This window comes from Vibrio sp. KMM 9700 (assembly GCF_058545285.1).
Genome location: NZ_CM178589.1, coordinates 335,925 through 354,405, shown reverse-complemented (window position 1 = coordinate 354,405; position 18,481 = coordinate 335,925). Strand labels below are relative to the sequence as shown.

Genomic DNA, 18,481 nt, shown 5'->3' with positions numbered 1-18,481 from the left:
TATGCTAAATAAAGAACTCGAATTAAGCTTGAACGAAGCATTCGCTAAAGCAAGAGACAAGCGTCATGAATTTATGACAGTTGAGCATTTGCTACTTGCTTTGTTGGAAAATCCATCAGCGAAAGAAGCTCTGATGGCCTGTGGTGTGGACTTGGAAGGTCTACGCACTGAGCTTGAGACATTTATTAATCAAACCACACCGCTAATCCCTAAAACGGATGAAACACGCGAAACACAACCCACTCTCAGCTTTCAACGTGTCTTGCAGCGCGCTGTTTTTCATGTTCAGTCATCGGGCCGAAATGAAGTCAATGGTGCGAATGTGTTGGTCGCTATTTTCAGTGAACAAGAATCACATGCGACTTATGTGCTGAAAAAGGTAGTCAGCCGTTTGGATATTGTGAATTTCATTTCTCACGGCATTTCAAAAGCCGATGCAAGTGATAATGAAAGTAATCCAAATGTGCAACCAGATGAAGCGCCGCAACAAGCAAGCAATGAAGAAAGCCTTGAAAATTTTGCGACCAACTTAAATGAAGTTGCCAAGTTAGGCCAAATTGATCCTTTAATCGGACGCGATCAAGAACTTGAGCGTACGATTCAAGTGCTTTGTCGTCGCCGTAAGAATAACCCATTGCTTGTCGGTGAAGCGGGCGTAGGTAAAACTGCGATTGCAGAAGGGCTTGCATGGCGTATTGTTGAAGGTCAAGTGCCTGATATTATTCAAAATAGCGTCATTTATTCACTTGATATCGGTTCGCTTTTAGCCGGAACCAAATATCGTGGTGACTTTGAAAAACGCTTGAAGAATATTTTAAAGCAGCTTGAAAAAGAAGATGACACTATCCTCTTTATTGATGAAATACATACCATTATTGGCGCTGGCGCAGCATCTGGCGGTCAAGTTGATGCAGCTAACCTTATCAAGCCTTTATTGAGTAATGGTAAACTGCGCTGTATTGGTTCGACAACTTATCAAGAATATAACAACATCTTTGAGAAAGAACGTGCCTTGGCGCGCCGCTTCCAAAAAATCGATATTCTTGAGCCATCGATTGATGATGCAACTAAGATTTTGATTGGTCTGAAATCTAAGTATGAAGATCACCATGAAGTGCGCTTTACTAATAAAGCACTGCGCGCTGCAGTGGAGCTTTCTGCGAAATACATCAATGAACGTCATTTGCCAGATAAAGCGATTGATGTCATGGATGAAGCGGGTGCGCGTAGCCGTTTAGTGCCTGCAAGTAAGCGCCGTAAAACTGTCGGCGTGGCGGATATTGAAGCTATGGTTGCTAAAATTGCGCGTATTCCTGAAAAATCAGTGTCATCGTCAGACAAAGAAGTGCTTGCCAAGCTTGAAAAACGCATGAAAATGCTTGTTTTTGGACAAGATCCTGCGATTGAAGTGCTAAGTGAAGCGATTAAATTAACTCGCGCAGGCCTTGGTCATGAGCATAAACCTGTTGGTTCTTTCTTGTTCGCAGGGCCAACTGGTGTGGGTAAAACTGAAGTCACGGTACAGCTTTCTAAGCTTCTGGGTGTTGAGCTGCTACGCTTTGATATGTCTGAGTATGGTGAGCGTCACTCAGTGAGCCGTTTAATCGGTGCGCCTCCGGGTTATGTTGGTTATGATCAAGGCGGTCTATTGACAGATGCTGTGATCAAACACCCACATGCAGTGGTACTGCTTGATGAAATTGAGAAAGCCCACCCAGATATCTTTAACTTGCTCTTGCAGGTGATGGATAACGGCACATTAACGGATAATAATGGACGTAAAGCGGATTTTCGTAATGTGATTTTGGTCATGACAACCAATGCTGGGGTACAAGAAACCGAGCGTAAATCTATTGGTTTGATTGAGCAAGATAACAGCCATGATGCAATGGCGGAGATCAAGAAAGTCTTTACCCCTGAGTTTAGAAACCGATTGGATAATATCATTTGGTTTAATCAGTTAAGCGAAGATGTGATCCATCAAGTGGTGGATAAATTTATCGTTGAACTGCAAGCTCAGCTTGATGTACGTGGCGTGTCGATGGAAGTCACTGAGCCGGCGCGTCGCTGGCTGGCAACCAAAGGCTATGATAAGAACATGGGTGCGCGTCCGATGGGCCGTGTGATCCAAGAGCATTTGAAAAAGCCACTTGCTAACGAATTACTATTTGGCTCACTCGTCAATGGCGGGACAGTCAAAGTTGGCTTGAAAGGGGATAAGCTAAATTTCACTTTCTTAAATGAAGCGGAAGAGGCTGTTCACTAAAGGCTATATTCATTTGAAAATAAGCGATTAGATAAAATAAAACCCAACTTCTTAAATTTGAAGTTGGGTTTTTGTATCTATATTTAGATAAGATCATTTAGACTTAGATAAGATCCAAAACAGCTAAATGATTCAATATAAGGTTTTTAGTCGATATAAAGCTTAGCAAGTTCAGATGGCTCCATCTCAACGCCATCGAGTTGATCATTCCAGTTTGCGCCGACTAAAACACCATCTTCAGCGAGCGTTAAAAGCCAGTCTTCAACAAAAATATCTAAAGGGATTTCAAGAACTTCAAAGTCAGCCCACTCTTCAACATTATGTGTTTTGGCATCTGCTTCATCAGACCAAAATGGCATCACTTCGCTTTCTTCAAATTCAGTTGAATCACAAGCTAGCCAACCATCTTCATTTTTTAAGCCCCAAACCAATTGCGTGGCTTTGGTTTGCTCAATAAAAAGCGCTAAGTTTGCTTGTAAATCTGAGGTTAATTTAGACATATTTCTTTCTCACTTCTGTTGCGCCGCCCAGTAGAGCGTTCGCAAGGCGATTAATCTTGCGCTTAGCTTAACATTAAGCGCAAAAATAGGATATTTATTTTGTATTGCAATTAAAAGACGCGGCAAGCAAAGCCTTTAAGGTAAAAACCTTCAGGGTAGGCGCTGTCAACTGGGTGATCGGCCGCTTGAGCAAAACGTTCAGTAAATTGCACGCGTTTACCTGCATCCAGCGCTGCATCAGCAAGAATTTTCTGGAACAAGTTTTGCTCCATCAGGCCAGAGCAAGAATAAGTGAGTAAGGTGCCGCCAGGTTTTAGAATTTGCATTGCAAGCATGTTGATATCTTTATAGCCACGGCATGCGCCATTAAGTTGTGCTTTTAAATCAGCAAACTTTGGTGGGTCCATGATCACCACATCAAATTGTTTGCCTTCTTCTCTATATTGACGCAGCAATTTAAATACATCAGCATTTAAGAAGGTTGCTCGAGAAAGATCAAAGCCATTTAATTCGGCATTTTGCTTGGCATTATCTAGCGCAGGTTGTGATACGTCTGCATTGATCACATGTTTTGCGCCACCTTTGAGGGCATACAAGCCAAAGCCGCCTGTATAGCTAAAACAGTTTAATACTTCTTTTTCAACCACGTATTTCATTGCGCCATAACGGCTATCACGCTGATCTAAATAGAAACCTGTTTTATGCCCAGATTCAATATCCACTTGGATTTTAACGCCATTTTCTGTGATAACTAAGTGCTTAGGTGGCGCATCACCATGTAAGACGCCTTGAGTCGGCTTTAGGCCTTCTTTTTTACGTACAGATACATCTGAGCGCTCATAAATATTGCAATCAGGAAAACGGGTTTTAAGCGCAGCAACGAGTAAGTCACGTGTTTTCTCTGCGCCAGCGCTTAGAAGTTGGCAAACAAAGTAATTTTGGTATACATCAATGGTGATCCCAGGCAGGCCATCAGACTCACCGGCAATTAGGCGATAACCCGTTAAGCCGTGACGCTTGATAATATCTTCACGCATGGCTTGGGCTTGATGGAGGCGTGTAACGAAAAAGGCTTTATCGATATTTTCGTTTTCAAAACTCCAAACACGCGCACGAATTTGTGATTGCGGAGAAAACGCAGCTTTTGCAAGCCAACGGCCATCGTGTGCGAACACATCAACTGTCTCACCAAGTTCAGGTTTGCCTTCAACTTTGGCAATACCGCGTGAAAAGATCCAAGGGTGGCGGCGTAGGAGTGATTTCTCTCGGCCTTTAACTAAATGTAGTGCAGCAGTCATAACTCTTCTCGTATATAATCGTTAATATTTTCGTGGTACTTGAATCTTTATCTCTTATTTTTTAAAGGGACGGATTCAAGCATTCTTGTTGTGCAAGATCACTAAACTTTTGTTTATCTGCGTTAAATCTAAGTGGTAACCTTGTTAAAATTGCGGGATATTTTAGTTAGCTAGAAAGAATATAGCAAATATTATGTGATCAAGCGCACTTTTTTAACGTTAAAGCTAAATTTAATTAAAAAGTGGCATAGGGAGGCGGTATGTCAACGAAATTTCTTGTAAAAGGGCGCGTACAAGGCGTGGGATTTCGCTATTTTACGAGCCATGAAGCACAAAAACTTGGCCTGACGGGCTATGCGCGTAATCTGGAAAATGGTGATGTAGAAGTGTTAGCTTGCGGGAAACAAGAAAGTATCGACGCGCTACATAAATGGTTGTATCAAGGCTCACCACACGCGAATGTGACATCGGTGCAGGCAAGCCAGAGTGATGAGGAAGTGCTGCGCGGGTTTAAGTGCGGTTAATTTGTCTTAGAAGATGGCTTTTATAGCCTTTTCATCTTTCAGCAAGACCTAGGTTTATATCAAGTTAGTGTTACAAGCATTTCGCAGGCTTAGGTAGACCCGCGAGTTTAGTGGCTTGTTTCGCAGGGCCTTCTCGGAAAAGTTGAAACAGGTATTTACTATTGCCTTTCTCTTCGCCGTACTCTTTTGCCATAGCTTTAACTAGCATGCGTACGGCTGGGGAAGTATTAAATTCCAAGTAAAAATTACGTACAAAGTGAATCACTTCTAGGTGATCTGGCGTGAGCTGAATACCTTCTTGCTCGGCAAGGACAGGGATCATCGCTTCTTGCCATTTTGTATGGTCCAATAAATAACCTTCAACGTCGGTTTCGATTGGCTCACCGTTAAATTCAAACATCTTTTTTCCTAACACAAATATGAAATTATATTGAATTTTAACGTATGACTTTAAATTTTAAAAGATTCAGTTAAAATGAGCGCTTACATTAATTTTGAATTGGACAAAATTCGTTCTATTAGGCTTTTTGTATGGTCTAATTTTCAAAACTAATTCTCAATTTCATACACTTCAAGTGCTACTTGGTAGGTGGCACCACTGACAAATAGGATAACTCATGCCTGTAATTACTCTTCCTGACGGCAGTCAACGTGCGTTTGATAACCCAGTTTCAACTATGGATGTTGCAGCGTCTATCGGCCCTGGCCTTGCAAAAGCTTGTATCGCTGGTCGCGTTAATGGTGAGCGAGTAGATGCTTGTGATCTGATTGAAAACGATGCATCGCTAGAAATCATCACAGCAAAAGATGAAGATGGTTTAGAAATCATTCGTCACTCTTGTGCGCACCTTTTAGGTCACGCGATCAAACAACTTTACCCAAATGTAAAGATGGCAATTGGTCCAACGATTGATAAAGGTTTCTATTATGATATCGATTTAGAAGAGTCTTTAACTCAAGAAGACTTAGAAAAAATCGAAAAACGCATGAAAGAGCTTGCGAAGACCAAATATCAAGTCATCAAGAAAAAAGTCTCTTGGCAAGAAGCGCGCGATACATTCGAAGCGCGTGGCGAAACCTATAAGATTGAAATCTTAGATGAAAATGTTTCTCGTGATGACAAGCCAGGTCTTTATCATCATGAAGAGTACATCGACATGTGTCGTGGTCCACACGTACCAAACATGAGTTTTTGTCAGCACTTTACATTATTAAATGTTGCTGGCGCATATTGGCGTGGTAACTCTGATAATAAAATGCTGCAGCGTATTTACGGCACAGCATTTGCAGATAAAAAGCAACTTAAAGAGCACCTAGTGCGTCTTGAAGAAGCAGCAAAACGTGACCACCGTAAAATCGGTAAGCACTTAGATCTTTTCCATATGCAACAAGAAGCGCCGGGTATGGTGTTCTGGCATCACAATGGTTGGTCTATTTTCCGTGAGCTTGAAGTATTCGTTCGTCAAAAACTAACTGAATATAACTATCAAGAAGTAAAAGGTCCGTTAATGATGGATCGCGTCTTGTGGGAGCGCTCTGGTCACTGGGACAAATATGCAGATGCGATGTTCACAACAAGTTCTGAGAACCGTGAATACGCCATCAAGCCAATGAACTGCCCAGGTCACGTGCAAATCTTTAACCAAGGCTTAAAATCATACCGTGATTTACCACTGCGTATGGCTGAGTTTGGGTCTTGTCACCGTAATGAGCCGTCGGGCGCACTACACGGCATTATGCGTGTGCGTGGCTTTACTCAAGATGATGCTCACATTTTCTGTACTGAAGATCAAATTCAAGCAGAGGTGACAGAGTGCATTAAAATGGTGTATGATACGTACCAGACGTTCGGCTTTGATAACATAGTCGTGAAACTTTCTACTCGCCCAGAACAACGTGTGGGTAGTGATGAAATCTGGGATCGCAGTGAACAAGCACTGATCGAATCACTCAATTCAATGGAGATTCCATTTGAGATCCAAGAGGGCGAAGGTGCTTTCTACGGACCGAAAATTGAATTTACTTTGTATGATTGTCTTGACCGTGCGTGGCAATGTGGTACAGTGCAGCTCGACTTTAACTTGCCAGGTCGCTTAGGCGCATCTTATGTAGGTGAAAATAACGAGCGTTTAGTGCCAGTTATGATCCACAGAGCGATTCTAGGTTCACTTGAGCGCTTTATCGGTATTTTGATTGAAGAATACGCAGGTTTCTTCCCAACATGGCTCGCACCTGAACAAGCTGTGATCATGAATATTACTGATAAACAGTCAGACTATGCGCAAGAAGTCGCACAAAAATTACAAAAATTTGGATTTAAAGCCAAAGCGGACTTGAGAAATGAGAAGATTGGCTTTAAAATCCGCGAACATACTTTAAAACGTGTTCCATACATGCTCGTTTGTGGTGACCAAGAAATGGCCGCCGGCGAAATTGCAGTGCGTACACGCAAGGGCAAAGACCTCGGAAAATTCAAAGTTGAAGATTTCATCTCTTATCTTCAAGACGAAGTGTCTAGCCGTAAGCTCAATCTGGAGGAATAAGCTATTAAAGGTGGAAGAAGAGGCCAACAACCGGCCAAGCAAAACCAACATCGTTTAAACGGAGAAATTCGTGGTGTTCGTGAAGTGCGTTTAACAGGTGTCGATGGCGAAGCTATCGGTGTTGTTTCAATTGCTGAAGCACTAGAAACAGCAGACCAAGCAGGTCTAGACCTTGTTGAAATCAGCCCGAACGCAGAGCCACCAGTTTGTCGCGTGATGGACTACGGTAAATTCCTCTTTGAGAAGAGCAAAGCTGCGAAAGAGCAGAAGAAAAAGCAAAAGCAGGTTCAGATTAAGGAAGTTAAATTCCGTCCTGGAACTGATATCGGAGACTATCAGGTAAAACTACGCAACCTGACGCGTTTCCTTGAAGACGGCAACAAAGTGAAGGTAACAATTCGCTTCCGTGGCCGCGAAATGGCTCACCAAGACATTGGTGTCGACGTTCTGAAACGTTTGAAAGAAGATACAGCTGAATTTGCAGTGGTTGAATCTTTCCCAACGCGTATCGAAGGTCGCCAAATGATCATGGTATTGGCCCCTAAGAAGAAGTAATTAACGGCTTTACAAGTAATAGAACCTCACATGGAATCGAGGCGTAAGTCTTGAAACTGAGTGGGGTTTTGTTCGCCCTAATTACATAATATTAACCCGATGTATTACATTTGTGATTAATACATACAATGCGGAGTTTCTTCATCATGCCTAAGATGAAAACTAACCGAGGTGCTGCGAAGCGCTTCAAAAAAACTGGTGCTGGTTTTAAATTTAAGCACGCGACAAAACGTCATATCCTGACTAAACGTACAACTAAAAACAAGCGTCAGCTTCGTCCAAATGCCATCCTTCCAAAATGTGAAGTTGCTGGCGTAGTTCGTATGCTGCCATACGCTTAATTTTTTATTTGTTTAATTTAATAGTTTAGGAGAGACATAATGCCTCGCGTAAAACGTGGTGTACAAGCTCGTGCACGTCATAAGAAAGTTCTAAAACAAGCTAAAGGTTACTACGGAGCACGTTCACGTGTTTATCGTGTAGCTTTCCAGGCAGTTACTAAAGCAGGTCAATACGCATATCGTGACCGTCGCAACAAAAAACGTACATTCCGTCAACTTTGGATTGCACGTATCAATGCGGCAGCTCGTCAAAATGGTCTATCTTACAGCCGTTTCATCAACGGTCTTAAGAAAGCATCTATCGAGATCGATCGTAAGATCCTTGCTGACATCGCTGTATTCGACAAAGTTGCATTCGCTGCACTAGTTGAAAAAGCAAAAGCTGCACTTTAATTTAGACTGTCTTTTGACAAATTAAATAAAGCAAAGCATTAAGAAAAGAGGAGGGCAATTGCTCTCCTTTTTTTATACCTTAAATTTAGAGTCGAGATAATGGACTCAAAACACCATTTGCACCACGCTCCAATACATGCGTATATATCTGAGTCGTTTTCACATCCGTATGCCCCAGTTGTTCTTGAACGGTTCGAATATCAGCCCCGGATTCTAATAAATGCGTCGCAAATGAATGGCGTAAGGTATGACAGGTCACTCGCTTATTGAGATTAGCCTTTTCGGCTGCGAGTCGCACTGCACGCTGCAAAGAAGTCTCATGAATATGATGACGGGAAATACGATCAGTATTTTCGACTGTAAATACTTTGTGTGATGCAAACAAATAATGCCAATTAAGTTCATAGGGTGCTTTGGGATATTTAAGATGAAGCGCTGTTGGCAAGTAAACACCATTATAATTTTTCTGCTTCATATCCATCGTATAATATTTACGAGCTATTTCTTTTTGGATTTTTATTAATGGGTAAAGCTCCTTTGCTAATGTCACCACTCTATTTTTATTCCCCTTACCTCGCCATACTTTAATCACGCCATAGTGCATATCAATATCTTGCAATCGAAGCTGAACACATTCCATTAACCTCAGTCCAGATCCATACATTAATTTAATCGGTAATTCATAGCAGGGCTTAATATGCGTAAATAGCTGCAAGATTTCTTCTTGTGTGAGCACAACCGGCAGAGCACGTTCACGATCAGACTTTTTAAACTTCATCGTTAATGACAAAGGCTTATTCAAAATCTCTCGATATAAGAAACTTAATGCGTTCAGCGCTAAGATCTGAGTTTTGACTGCCACTTTCTTCTCTAAAGCTAAGTACGTTAAATAAGCTTCAACTTCCGCCTCAGCCATATCCTTTGGATGACGTTTGTTATGATAAATGATAAAAGACGTGATCCAGTGGATATAAGCATTGATTGTTCGTGGTGAATAATATCGACTAGTCATCAACTGATGAATTGAGTGTAAGAAAGCTGACTTCATCCTGGCCCCCATTTGGTAGTTAACTTGCAATAAGTGTGACTAACAGCTTTCATTTATTCGAGCTTTGCGCTGCTTATTTCGCATTAGATCTTAAAAGTGAGAATTTTGAGGTGGTTAGTCGAAACATATACAGGAAAATAGAGTACAAATTTTGTGCATATTGGGTGAATGGGGTGCAGATTATGTGGTATATTGCGGTATAAAGAGCGTTATAGCGCAGGAGGCTTCTATGACTAAACAAGAGTTTGAACCCTTATTCAAATCGGATAGTGATTGGCATAATAATGCTTGCCTGAACTTTCATCCAGACATGTCACATGGTTATATTAACGGATATAAATTAGCTGCAGATTCGTTGGTGCTACAGGTAAATAATACAGGTAGAGACCAAGATTATTTGGTTTATCCGATAGTGTTTTTATATAGGCAGCATATTGAGTTACTCCTTAAAAAAATTGTTAGTAACGGTAGGCAACTTTTAGGTCAAGAAAGCAGTTACCCAAAGCATCACAAAATCGATGAGCTTTGGAAAATTGTTAAAGGGATTTTGCGTAAAGTCTATGAACCTAACATTGATAAGAAGTTTGCCCGAGTAGAACATGTTGTTAATGAATTGGCTCAAGCTGACCCTGATTCAATGAGCTTTAGGTATTCAACTGATAGAAGTGGCAAGGTGACAATTGACGGGATCTATTACATAAACCTTCGTCATCTTGGGCAAATGATCAATGATATTAGCAGAGACTTAGATTTAGCTGATTCCGTTATAATGCACGATCTCGAAGCTAGAAGTAATATGTAATCGCAGTGAACAGCGCTATAACAAACTGCTCAAGGGGATTCGCAAGTTTGGCATTTGCGGTTTGCATTAAATTCAGTGATTATGGTGTTATGCGGTGAGTGGGTTTATTGCTCACCCCTTAGCAGGGCGTTATGCAATAAGGAAGAATAAATGTTTGAATGTTATTTAACAGGAAAAAAGATAAGAGAGACTAAACATAGTGAAGGTGAAAAAGGTTCTTTAGAGCATATTATACCTAATTCACTTGGTGGGCAGATCAAATCCGAAAAAATTTTAACAGATGAAGCAAATCGATTCTTAAATGAAGATATAGATAAAAGTTTTAATAAAATTTTCAAAACTTGGGTATCTAGATTAGATGTAAAAAGAGACAGGAGAAAAACTCAATCTTTTTCTGCATTTAATAGTGAAAAGGGCATTGAATTTATTTATAGAAATGGTAGGTTTTTTCCAAAAAAACCATATTTTGATAATGAAGAAAAAGTGATATATGCTGATTCACTCAAAACAGGTAATAACTATAAAAAACACTTAATAAAACAAGGGTGTATTGATAAAGATGATAATGTTAAAATTTATGATGATTTAGGGGGGGGTTTAATGCTCCGTTTGAACTAAATAACAAGATTTTCAAAAGAGGGTTAGCTAAAATAGCAGCTGGATATGCGGCAAAGCTTGGTGTTAGTAGAGAAAATATGAAGTGTATTATTGATGCAAGAAATAATAAAATACATGATAATATAGCTATATGTAATTTCTTGCCAACAGTTAAAATAGAAGGCTTCTTTGAAGAAAATAAATATAGAAGTCCACATTATCCAATCCATAGTCTAGTACTTTGTGCAAATAAAGAATTGAAGTTTATTTATTGCTATATTGAGTTGTTTAGTGCCTTTCAGTTTTATGTTCTAATTGATTATGAATATGAGGGAGAGAATATATATGAATCATATATATATGATATTATGGCGGGGAAAGAAATAGAATATCATGAATACGCAAACTCTATTCCTGAAGCAGAGGATATTTTTTATAAACTTCCTCCGTACAGATTAATAAGTGATGATACTTTTCTCAGTTTATCTAATGCCTCAAAAGAAGACATTAAATTTTATTGTCATAGAAATTTTTACACTTTACAATCATATACAAATATGTATTTTTTAAAGAAAAAAACTGAAGATTTAGGCTTAAATATTGCATAACAAAGCATTTAAGATGGACTCACAACGCTCGGCATTTTTGGTTCAATTTGAGTTTAGTGATTACGGTGTTATTTTAAGTTAAGTGGTGTTGTTCGCCACTTAATGCGGCGTTAGGCATTATACGTAGTAAGTGAATAGTAATAATGAAAAATAAAGTGATAGAAAGGTTAACAATTAGCCGGGCAACATTGCTAGAAGTTGTAGTGGCTGCATTTTTATTAGGAATTTGCGCTAGCTTATCAGCTTCGATAATTTACGACTCTTTGAAAAGTAAACCTTACTTTTTACTGCTATTGATAATTGCTCTATCAGTTGTTTGTATGTTGTTTTTGTTTAAAAAACTTTGGTCTGCTCGAAAAGCAAGTATAGATATAGATGGCTTTCTAATTTACTCAGACAAGAGTAATAGCATAGTAAGTGTACCCAGATACGACTTGTCTGAAGAGGTATGTGATTATTTAAGTAGTGCATTCAGTGAAAATGAAGCTCTCAAGCGTCAATGGGACAGTCAACCTATCGCTAATTTATATAAGCGAGACGTAGATAGACCGTATAAAGCATCAATGTCTCTAATACAGGAAGCCATCGAATACTACGTACTTGAATCCTTATCTACTCACCTTACTGATTATTTCAATAAAGAGAAGTACGATGATTCTGAGCTAAAATATTTCCAAAGAAATGATGTTCCCTCAGTTTTATTCACAAATCGGTTCATGGAGCTTTTTTCTTCGCCCATGGAGAATCGTCTGTCCTTCATGGATGGGGAAGGTGTAAGTGAAGGGACTGTTGTTATGTCTGTGGGGAAAAACGGCGAGCGTTATTCAAGATTTGATCTTGTTTTACCTAAAGATGCAAAAATTTTTAGGGATAACGACAGTGTTGTTATTGAAACGTCTAAGTTCAAACTAAAGTTAAGTGCTAGTTTTGACGGTTATGGGTATGTAACTCCCGTTGCTTTTGAAAAACATTACCTAGGAATGGAGTCATTTAGAGATAGTCTTGCATTTAAGGTTGGCTTCCGTGCCGAGGTGGATTTCAAGTGGTTATCAACAGTGAGTCCAACTAAGTGGGATTACCATGAATGGTTGGACGGCTTTTTCGAATCAATTGAAAAAGAAATGTCAGCAGATAAGTTTTTCGAAAAGATAAGCTGGGAGACCGCATCAACAATGATTCAGTGCAAGCAAATTATGCCTAACAAACAATTTAAGAGTGATTCGTAACGCTTGGCATTTTTGCTATGTGTTAATTCGTGTGTTTAAGGTGTGTTACTGTAACATTGGTGTTGCGTTACTCACACCTTAATTGGGCGTTAGTTTGCAAGGGAAAATTTCAGCTACCCGAAACTTGCCCTTATATCAGCAATGGTAATGAATAGTTTATTTTCAGCATCTTGAAAGGATTGAAATCCATATCGTTCATAAAAGTACTTTGCACCATCTTTCGCGTCAACAATAACGATAGGAAATCCAACGCTATCACTAGCGGTCAGCAGTTTTTTGAGTGCATCAATTAGTAACCACTCGCCAAATCCTTGACCCTTGTAGCGTTCATCAATTGCTAAGCGTGCAATCAAGCCTCCAGAAGTAGAGGAGTGATGTTTTCGCTGTAATTTATTGGGCAATGCTCTTATATCAATTGGCGTCATTGTTAAAGTATAGAAACCAATGATTTGCGAGTTATTGTTTTTATCCTCTAAAACAAACGTTCTGGTGTTATCTTTTTTAGCTTGCTGGCTAGCCATAACTTTCAGATAATTGTTTAGTGGTTCGATGCCGCAATTAAATTGGTTTCTGTTGTGCTTAGCTTTATCTAGAAGTACAGTATTCATTCTTGTGTTTTGCTCTCATATTTTTTGAAAGCATCGCTCAATTTTGAGTTCGGCGCAGCAGGGCGGTCAAGTGCTTCCATGAGCAACATTGCATCTTTTTGACTAAGCTTAAGTGCTTGCTCTCGCTCAATCACTTGTTGTGCTTTTTCAATAGCTGCACTTAAAACAAATGAATTAATGCTCGACATGCCAGCAAGTGCAGCGGCTTTTGTTAGCAGGTCTTGCGTATCAATATCTACTCTAGCAGTGATGCGCGGTAAAGTAGTCGCCATAATAATCTCCTAAGGTGTCAAAGTGTCACATTGGTATTATGGACTCAAAATGTGGAATAATCAAATGTTGTGTCATTTTGGCACGCAAACTAACAAACGCTTCAAAACGGATTCGCCCCGTGGCATTTGTGGTTTCAGTAAGTTAGGTGATTAAGATATTAGCTTCAGCTTAGGTGTCGGGGCTCACCGTTTAAGCGGGCGTTATGTAATTTAATAAATTAAAGGAAACTATATGACTTTAAAGCCTAAGGAGCAATTTGATGCCAATATCATAAAAAAATATTATGAAGGGTTTATCACAGAAGGAGAAGATCCACCAGATATTTATCTGGATACGGGATTAAAATCTATAGCAATAGAAATTACAGAGTTGAATATAAATGTTCAGGATAATCGTAAGTCTATAAATATGGGGTATGAAGCTTTAGTTAGGCGATTACTTGTACCTAATTACAAGCTTTATAAAATTACGATTTATCATGCAAATATTAGACTTAATAAAACATTGCGAAAAAATATCTTATATTTTATAAATTCTCTAAAAATGAATGGTAGCACTTGTGTTTCTGGAGTTTTTGTAAAGGTTATTATCGAAGATCAGAATGATAAAGAAGGAAGGTCAGTATGTTTTTGCCAGCCTCTTGACCGTTGCAGTAGAGATGTTGAAACAATTACTAATAATATTGAATTGTTTAAAGTTGATGATGTGTTTAAAAGTATTTTATTCAAATCGATTAATAACAAGATAAACAAGTGTAAAAATATACAAGGTGAAGTTTGGCTCTCTCTCCATGACAGTTATACCTGTAAAATTGGTTTAAGTGATTCTGAATTAAATAATTTATATTGTGAATCCATGAAAGATGTTGAATTTGGTATATTTAGCAAAATATTAATTATTTATAATAATGACAAGTTGCTAGAATTTAAAAAATAATTACATAACAAACGCTTCAAATCGGATTCGCCCCGTTGCAGTTGTGGTTTCAAAAAGTTAAGTGATTAGGGCACAAGCGGACGCTTAGGTGTCGGGGCTCACCGTTTAAGCGGGCGTTATGTGCGTTTGTACGGTGTTCAAAGGTAGCATTTTCCAACTTCTGCATTACTCAGATCTTCCGCCTGAAACATTTCCTCTGGCTTCACAATTAAAGCAGAAAGCGCAATTAGGTTTCGTGTTTGCGTTTCTTACAAGTCCACCGCTTCTGCTTTAATATTCATCATGTTATACGCATGCTGATGCCTTATTTGCTGTTAAAATAACGGCTGTCACGAACTTTCGAGTCGCTGAGACTTCCACCTACAAATTTCCAGATTTCTTGGCTTATGTGCGCTTTACCGCAGAAACCGTTAAAAGTGGCACTTTTGGTCTTTTTGTGGTGATCGCTTTGAGAAAAAAGCGGGCTTTTTGCCGTATAATTCGTTGTAAATACAGCATGAAGCATTTTAATTCTTGGAGCATTAATCAATTTCAGAAACTTGCGAATGATTTATTTGTTCCGCATGAGGCGGCTGGCTGAGTGCCATTGTGCCAGTCCCATTTGGCTAGGGCGGCTAAAGTAGTTTTGCTGATCCAACGTAAACTTTAAATTCGGTGGTTGGGTTTATATGTTGTCAAACGAAAGCGAAGCGTCTTATTATGGTGGCGTGATCGTTTTGCACATAACAAGCGCTTCAAAACGGATTCGCCCCGTTGCAGCAGAGATTTCAGTAAGTTAGGTGATTTAAGTGATAGCCTCGGCTTCGGTGTTGGGGCTCACCGTTTAAGCGGGCGTTAAGTATTTTTATAAGGATTCAGTGAAAGTGGATGTATTTAAAGCATTGGCTAGCTGTAGTTCAACTGGAATGAACAATTACAGCGATCAATATATGGACTCAGTTAGGGAAATAGCATTTTTATCAACTAACCCACGATTACTGACCTCACATATTAAAGCGAAAGAGTATGCAGACGCAGAGTCAATGCTGCGCTTCTCGTTGATATTCAACGATCTCTCCCAGTTTACTTGGGCTGGCGGACGAGAGATAGCGATAGTAATGTTGCAACCCGAATGGTTCGAGAGGCAGTTTGGTGCTAAAGGAGCACTTGTTAATGTCAGTGCTGAAAGGCTTGCTCAACTTGGACTTGATGAACATAACTCTCAAATAATGCCTGGTTTTGTTTTCCCCCATGGAAAACAAGCCGATAAGATTCTTGCTGACTTAAGACCATTTATCGAAAAAGGGAAGTTATTAATACAGCCAGATCGAGCTCTTTTTCATACTAAAGAAGGCTCTAATACTTGGGAATCAATTAATGTTTCTCAGTACTCGACTTTAGATACTTGGCGAATTGAGGAAGAGGCTGTAAGCAGGCCAATACCTATTTGCTTTGAAAGCAATGATCATATTGATCAAGCATCTATGTTTGACATAACTATTCCATATCTTGAAGGTGTCAATTTTCTGGATCTAGCGAAAATACTTGATGATGAAGGAGACCTTATATCTGGCCTCAGAGTGTCAATCAAAGAAGCATTAAGTGAATGTGGTGACGGCGTAGATCCCAGAGTGGTCGCAAAGGATGTCATTGACCCAAAAGTAGATGCATTAAATCGTAAATTCAGGTCGATAAATAATACACATTCATTTCGGGTTGCTGGCGCAGGGGTAGGTACTGTTGCGTTAGCGTACACAGCAGTTTCTACAGGGGGGTTATCTTCAGCTTTGGCAACTGTATGTGGTAGCGGAGGACTTGGCTTACTTGGTAAAGAATACTCAGCGTATAGAGAAAAAGTTAACGAGCTAAAGAATGACCCTTATTATTTTCTGTGGCGCTGTAAAAAGGTCAAAAAAAATACTTAACAAACTGCTCAAGGGGATTCGCAAGTTTGCCATTTGTGGTTTGCATTAAATTCAGTGATTATAGTGTTATGCGATGAGTGGGTTTGCTGCTCACCCCTTAGCAGGGCGTTAGGTTTTTAGAGGTAAAAGGTAAATTGAGCAAAAATAACAAGTTTTGTATCTTTTGTGGTCAAAAACCATCAAATAAGAACAAAGAACACATTTTACCTAAGTGGCTACTTTCAATGACCGGAGATCCAAATTGTGAGGTATCTCTTGGGCGTAATTGGAATTCAAAAGAGCTCGAAGTTCGTAAGTACAACTTCTCTTCTTACACGTTTCCTGCGTGTAAATCGTGTAACGACCAATATGGAGTTATGGAGCGTGAAGTTAAACCTATTATTCAAAGAATAGAAGCTGGTTTTCCTATTAACTTATCAGAAACGGACTTACTTTTAGACTGGTTCGATAAAGTTCGGACGGGGCTATGGCTGGCATCATTTTACCTGAATAAAAACTGGAGGGGCATAGAGCCGTCTTTCTACATAAATCAAAGAGTAGGACAAAAAGACCGTTGCCTTTTCCTCTATAAAAGTGCTGATCCCATTCCGGGTTTAACCATTCTTGGTGTTGATACTCCGTTATTTGATTCTATGCCATCGGTGTTTGGTCTTCGTATAGAGGGGATGTTCTTTATTAGCATATCTACAGATATGTTACTTCATAAGGCGTTCGGCTTACCTGTAATTAAGAATAAGACTGCTGTTGTGGGTAAAGACGGTCACTTCATAAATTTTGAACGCGGGTCAGAACGAATTATAGAGCCTGACCTAATGACGAAGTATTTTCCTCCAACTTCGACAGGTGTATACCAACCAATAATGCGTGTAGAGGTTCGTGCGCCTGAGAGTAGTGATAACGAGTTTTCTAGTGAATATTGCAGGAAGTTGTTTAGCCATGAACAGTATAAAGGTCCTGCCTTTCTTTCTTCACAATTCGAGTCATTTTCTGAATTTAGCCCTAACTATCAACGGTTTTTCTCTCCAAATAGAGTGCTTAGTAATAATTACCTATCCGCTGAATTATCATGTTGTATTGCTGATCTCCAAAGGGATCTTTACAACGAACATGTAACTTTTGATGGTATTGAGGGGGATGACCTAAAATTTTATGAACAACAAAAACGCAGCATGTTGGCTCTTCATAATGTGATCATTGATACATTTAAGCAGCAAGCAATGGAATATTTGTAGAACAAACCTAACAAACAATTTAAGAGTGATTCAGCACGCTTGGCATTTTTGGTCTGGGTTAAGTTCAGTGTTTACAGTGTTCAAATTGAGTGTCGTTGTAGCGTGCTTCACACCTTAATTGGGCGTTATGAGTAAATTGGTATTGGGAGCCAAGTTTAATGTCAGAAAAAGAAAAAATGTTAGCAGGCAAGCTTTATGACCCAAGTGATGAAGAGTTATCAAAGCTAAGATTAAATGCCAGATTATTAACTGAAGAGTTGAATACAACCTCTATTGAGTTTCAACAAAAGCGTGTTGAAATAATTAAGCGCTTGTTCGGCACAGTAGGTGACAATATTCACATTGAATCTTCTTTTAATTGTGACTATGGCTCTAATATTCATGTTGGTGATAATTTCTATGCCAATTTCGGCTGCGTGATTTTGGATGTTTCGGAAGTAAAGTTCGGTAAGAACTGCTTACTAGCACCTCAAGTTGGAATTTATACAGCGACACATCCTTTAGACCCAATCGAAAGGAACAGTGGTTTAGAGTTAGCAAAGGCAATAACCATTGGTGACAATTGCTGGATAGGTGGTCATGCGGTTATCAACCCTGGTGTGACCCTTGGGAACAATGTGGTGGTAGCCTCTGGTGCAGTGGTAACGAAGAGTTTTGGAGACAATGTCGTAATTGGTGGTAATCCAGCGAAAGTGTTAAAAGAAATCAGCATTAAGCCATAGTTTACTCATAACAAACTGCTCAAGGGGATTCGCAAGTTTAGCATTTGCGGTTTGCATTAAATTTAGTGATTATGGTGCTATGCGGTGAGTTGGTTTGCTGCTCAC

The 18,481-nt window shown here is 39.5% G+C and carries 20 protein-coding genes; 14 read left to right on the top strand and 6 right to left on the bottom strand.

The window, feature by feature from the left end:
• Position 1: 1 nt before the first annotated feature.
• Positions 2 to 2,266: an ATP-dependent Clp protease ATP-binding subunit ClpA gene (clpA, locus tag AC2VOY_RS01580; protein ID WP_491831895.1), complete on the top strand. Its 2,265-nt coding sequence runs from the start codon at positions 2 to 4 to the stop codon at positions 2,264 to 2,266.
• Between the two features lie 146 nt (positions 2,267 to 2,412).
• Here clpA and AC2VOY_RS01575 read toward each other — a convergent pair whose 3' ends face one another.
• The gene (locus AC2VOY_RS01575) at positions 2,413 to 2,766 is read right to left on the bottom strand and encodes a DUF2750 domain-containing protein (protein WP_491831894.1); all 354 of its coding nucleotides are present in this window, start codon (positions 2,764 to 2,766) and stop codon (positions 2,413 to 2,415) included.
• A gap of 110 nt (positions 2,767 to 2,876) precedes the next feature.
• Positions 2,877 to 4,064 carry a class I SAM-dependent methyltransferase gene (locus AC2VOY_RS01570; RefSeq protein ID WP_491831893.1) on the bottom strand — a complete coding sequence of 396 codons (1,188 nt, stop codon included), beginning with the start codon at positions 4,062 to 4,064 and terminating at the stop codon, positions 2,877 to 2,879.
• Positions 4,065 to 4,324: 260 nt separating this feature from the next.
• Here AC2VOY_RS01570 and yccX point away from each other — a divergent pair, with 260 nt between their 5' ends.
• A complete protein-coding gene (yccX, locus tag AC2VOY_RS01565) occupies positions 4,325 to 4,588 on the top strand; it encodes an acylphosphatase (RefSeq protein ID WP_491831892.1) in 264 nt (87 codons plus the stop codon).
• Between the two features lie 70 nt (positions 4,589 to 4,658).
• Here yccX and AC2VOY_RS01560 read toward each other — a convergent pair whose 3' ends face one another.
• Complete coding sequence (locus AC2VOY_RS01560) at positions 4,659 to 4,988, bottom strand: TusE/DsrC/DsvC family sulfur relay protein (RefSeq protein ID WP_491831891.1); 330 nt, start codon at positions 4,986 to 4,988, stop codon at positions 4,659 to 4,661.
• Between the two features lie 217 nt (positions 4,989 to 5,205).
• On the opposite strand from AC2VOY_RS01560, the gene thrS reads away from it, so the two are divergent.
• From thrS to rplT, 4 genes are all read left to right on the top strand, one after another.
• The gene (gene thrS, locus AC2VOY_RS01555; protein ID WP_491831890.1) at positions 5,206 to 7,131 is read left to right on the top strand and encodes a threonine--tRNA ligase; all 1,926 of its coding nucleotides are present in this window, start codon (positions 5,206 to 5,208) and stop codon (positions 7,129 to 7,131) included.
• 3 nt (positions 7,132 to 7,134) lie between these two features.
• Positions 7,135 to 7,686: a translation initiation factor IF-3 gene (infC, locus tag AC2VOY_RS01550; protein ID WP_491832970.1), complete on the top strand. Its 552-nt coding sequence runs from the start codon at positions 7,135 to 7,137 to the stop codon at positions 7,684 to 7,686.
• 146 nt (positions 7,687 to 7,832) lie between these two features.
• Positions 7,833 to 8,027 carry a 50S ribosomal protein L35 gene (gene rpmI, locus AC2VOY_RS01545; RefSeq protein WP_491831889.1) on the top strand — a complete coding sequence of 65 codons (195 nt, stop codon included), beginning with the start codon at positions 7,833 to 7,835 and terminating at the stop codon, positions 8,025 to 8,027.
• Positions 8,028 to 8,066: 39 nt separating this feature from the next.
• Complete coding sequence (gene rplT / locus AC2VOY_RS01540) at positions 8,067 to 8,420, top strand: 50S ribosomal protein L20 (RefSeq protein WP_491831888.1); 354 nt, start codon at positions 8,067 to 8,069, stop codon at positions 8,418 to 8,420.
• 85 nt (positions 8,421 to 8,505) lie between these two features.
• Here the strand turns inward: rplT and AC2VOY_RS01535 are convergent, their stop codons facing one another.
• Entirely contained in the window at positions 8,506 to 9,468 is a 963-nt protein-coding gene (locus AC2VOY_RS01535) for an integron integrase (protein ID WP_491831887.1), read from the bottom strand.
• Positions 9,469 to 9,697: 229 nt separating this feature from the next.
• Here AC2VOY_RS01535 and AC2VOY_RS01530 point away from each other — a divergent pair, with 229 nt between their 5' ends.
• The 4 genes from AC2VOY_RS01530 to AC2VOY_RS01515 all read left to right on the top strand — a co-directional run bounded on the left by AC2VOY_RS01530 (position 9,698) and on the right by AC2VOY_RS01515 (position 12,701).
• Positions 9,698 to 10,270 (top strand): hypothetical protein, encoded by a 573-nt coding sequence (locus AC2VOY_RS01530; protein WP_491831886.1) that lies wholly within the window; start codon positions 9,698 to 9,700, stop codon positions 10,268 to 10,270.
• Between the two features lie 150 nt (positions 10,271 to 10,420).
• On the top strand, positions 10,421 to 10,888 hold the full coding sequence (locus AC2VOY_RS01525; protein ID WP_491831885.1) for an HNH endonuclease: 468 nt from the start codon (positions 10,421 to 10,423) through the stop codon (positions 10,886 to 10,888).
• A 77-nt stretch (positions 10,889 to 10,965) separates the two neighbouring features.
• Entirely contained in the window at positions 10,966 to 11,475 is a 510-nt protein-coding gene (locus tag AC2VOY_RS01520) for a hypothetical protein (RefSeq protein WP_491831884.1), read from the top strand.
• 143 nt (positions 11,476 to 11,618) lie between these two features.
• Complete coding sequence (locus AC2VOY_RS01515) at positions 11,619 to 12,701, top strand: hypothetical protein (RefSeq protein WP_491831873.1); 1,083 nt, start codon at positions 11,619 to 11,621, stop codon at positions 12,699 to 12,701.
• A gap of 113 nt (positions 12,702 to 12,814) precedes the next feature.
• Here the strand turns inward: AC2VOY_RS01515 and AC2VOY_RS01510 are convergent, their stop codons facing one another.
• Positions 12,815 to 13,309, bottom strand: coding sequence for a GNAT family N-acetyltransferase (locus AC2VOY_RS01510; protein ID WP_491831883.1), 495 nt, complete (start codon positions 13,307 to 13,309; stop codon positions 12,815 to 12,817).
• Entirely contained in the window at positions 13,306 to 13,581 is a 276-nt protein-coding gene (locus AC2VOY_RS01505; RefSeq protein ID WP_491831882.1) for a type II toxin-antitoxin system TacA family antitoxin, read from the bottom strand. The genes AC2VOY_RS01510 and AC2VOY_RS01505 overlap by 4 nt, the downstream gene beginning before the upstream one ends.
• Positions 13,582 to 13,813: 232 nt before the next feature.
• Between AC2VOY_RS01505 and AC2VOY_RS01500 the strand changes: the two genes are divergently transcribed.
• The 4 genes from AC2VOY_RS01500 (at position 13,814) to AC2VOY_RS01485 (ending at position 18,376) form a co-directional block, all read left to right on the top strand.
• The gene (locus tag AC2VOY_RS01500; RefSeq protein WP_491831881.1) at positions 13,814 to 14,518 is read left to right on the top strand and encodes a hypothetical protein; all 705 of its coding nucleotides are present in this window, start codon (positions 13,814 to 13,816) and stop codon (positions 14,516 to 14,518) included.
• Positions 14,519 to 15,375: 857 nt separating this feature from the next.
• Positions 15,376 to 16,422 carry a hypothetical protein gene (locus tag AC2VOY_RS01495; RefSeq protein ID WP_491831880.1) on the top strand — a complete coding sequence of 349 codons (1,047 nt, stop codon included), beginning with the start codon at positions 15,376 to 15,378 and terminating at the stop codon, positions 16,420 to 16,422.
• Positions 16,423 to 16,556: 134 nt separating this feature from the next.
• The gene (locus tag AC2VOY_RS01490; protein ID WP_491831879.1) at positions 16,557 to 17,654 is read left to right on the top strand and encodes a hypothetical protein; all 1,098 of its coding nucleotides are present in this window, start codon (positions 16,557 to 16,559) and stop codon (positions 17,652 to 17,654) included.
• Between the two features lie 158 nt (positions 17,655 to 17,812).
• Positions 17,813 to 18,376 (top strand): sugar O-acetyltransferase, encoded by a 564-nt coding sequence (locus AC2VOY_RS01485; protein WP_491831878.1) that lies wholly within the window; start codon positions 17,813 to 17,815, stop codon positions 18,374 to 18,376.
• Positions 18,377 to 18,481 lie beyond the last annotated feature (105 nt).

Bases quoted from the DNA above. Each gene is read 5' to 3' on its own strand.
- AC2VOY_RS01510 (WP_491831883.1), bottom strand. From the start codon at position 13,309: ATGAATACTGTACTTCTAGATAAAGCTAAGCACAACAGAAACCAATTT.
- rplT (WP_491831888.1), top strand. From the start codon at position 8,067: ATGCCTCGCGTAAAACGTGGTGTACAAGCTCGTGCACGTCATAAGAAA.
- yccX (WP_491831892.1), top strand. From the start codon at position 4,325: ATGTCAACGAAATTTCTTGTAAAAGGGCGCGTACAAGGCGTGGGATTT.
- AC2VOY_RS01560 (WP_491831891.1), bottom strand. From the start codon at position 4,988: ATGTTTGAATTTAACGGTGAGCCAATCGAAACCGACGTTGAAGGTTAT.
- AC2VOY_RS01525 (WP_491831885.1), top strand. From the start codon at position 10,421: ATGTTTGAATGTTATTTAACAGGAAAAAAGATAAGAGAGACTAAACAT.
- AC2VOY_RS01570 (WP_491831893.1), bottom strand. From the start codon at position 4,064: ATGACTGCTGCACTACATTTAGTTAAAGGCCGAGAGAAATCACTCCTA.
- rpmI (WP_491831889.1), top strand. From the start codon at position 7,833: ATGCCTAAGATGAAAACTAACCGAGGTGCTGCGAAGCGCTTCAAAAAA.
- AC2VOY_RS01515 (WP_491831873.1), top strand. From the start codon at position 11,619: ATGAAAAATAAAGTGATAGAAAGGTTAACAATTAGCCGGGCAACATTG.
- clpA (WP_491831895.1), top strand. From the start codon at position 2: ATGCTAAATAAAGAACTCGAATTAAGCTTGAACGAAGCATTCGCTAAA.
- AC2VOY_RS01530 (WP_491831886.1), top strand. From the start codon at position 9,698: ATGACTAAACAAGAGTTTGAACCCTTATTCAAATCGGATAGTGATTGG.
- AC2VOY_RS01500 (WP_491831881.1), top strand. From the start codon at position 13,814: ATGACTTTAAAGCCTAAGGAGCAATTTGATGCCAATATCATAAAAAAA.
- AC2VOY_RS01485 (WP_491831878.1), top strand. From the start codon at position 17,813: ATGTCAGAAAAAGAAAAAATGTTAGCAGGCAAGCTTTATGACCCAAGT.
- AC2VOY_RS01520 (WP_491831884.1), top strand. From the start codon at position 10,966: ATGAAGTGTATTATTGATGCAAGAAATAATAAAATACATGATAATATA.
- AC2VOY_RS01505 (WP_491831882.1), bottom strand. From the start codon at position 13,581: ATGGCGACTACTTTACCGCGCATCACTGCTAGAGTAGATATTGATACG.
- AC2VOY_RS01575 (WP_491831894.1), bottom strand. From the start codon at position 2,766: ATGTCTAAATTAACCTCAGATTTACAAGCAAACTTAGCGCTTTTTATT.
- thrS (WP_491831890.1), top strand. From the start codon at position 5,206: ATGCCTGTAATTACTCTTCCTGACGGCAGTCAACGTGCGTTTGATAAC.
- AC2VOY_RS01535 (WP_491831887.1), bottom strand. From the start codon at position 9,468: ATGAAGTCAGCTTTCTTACACTCAATTCATCAGTTGATGACTAGTCGA.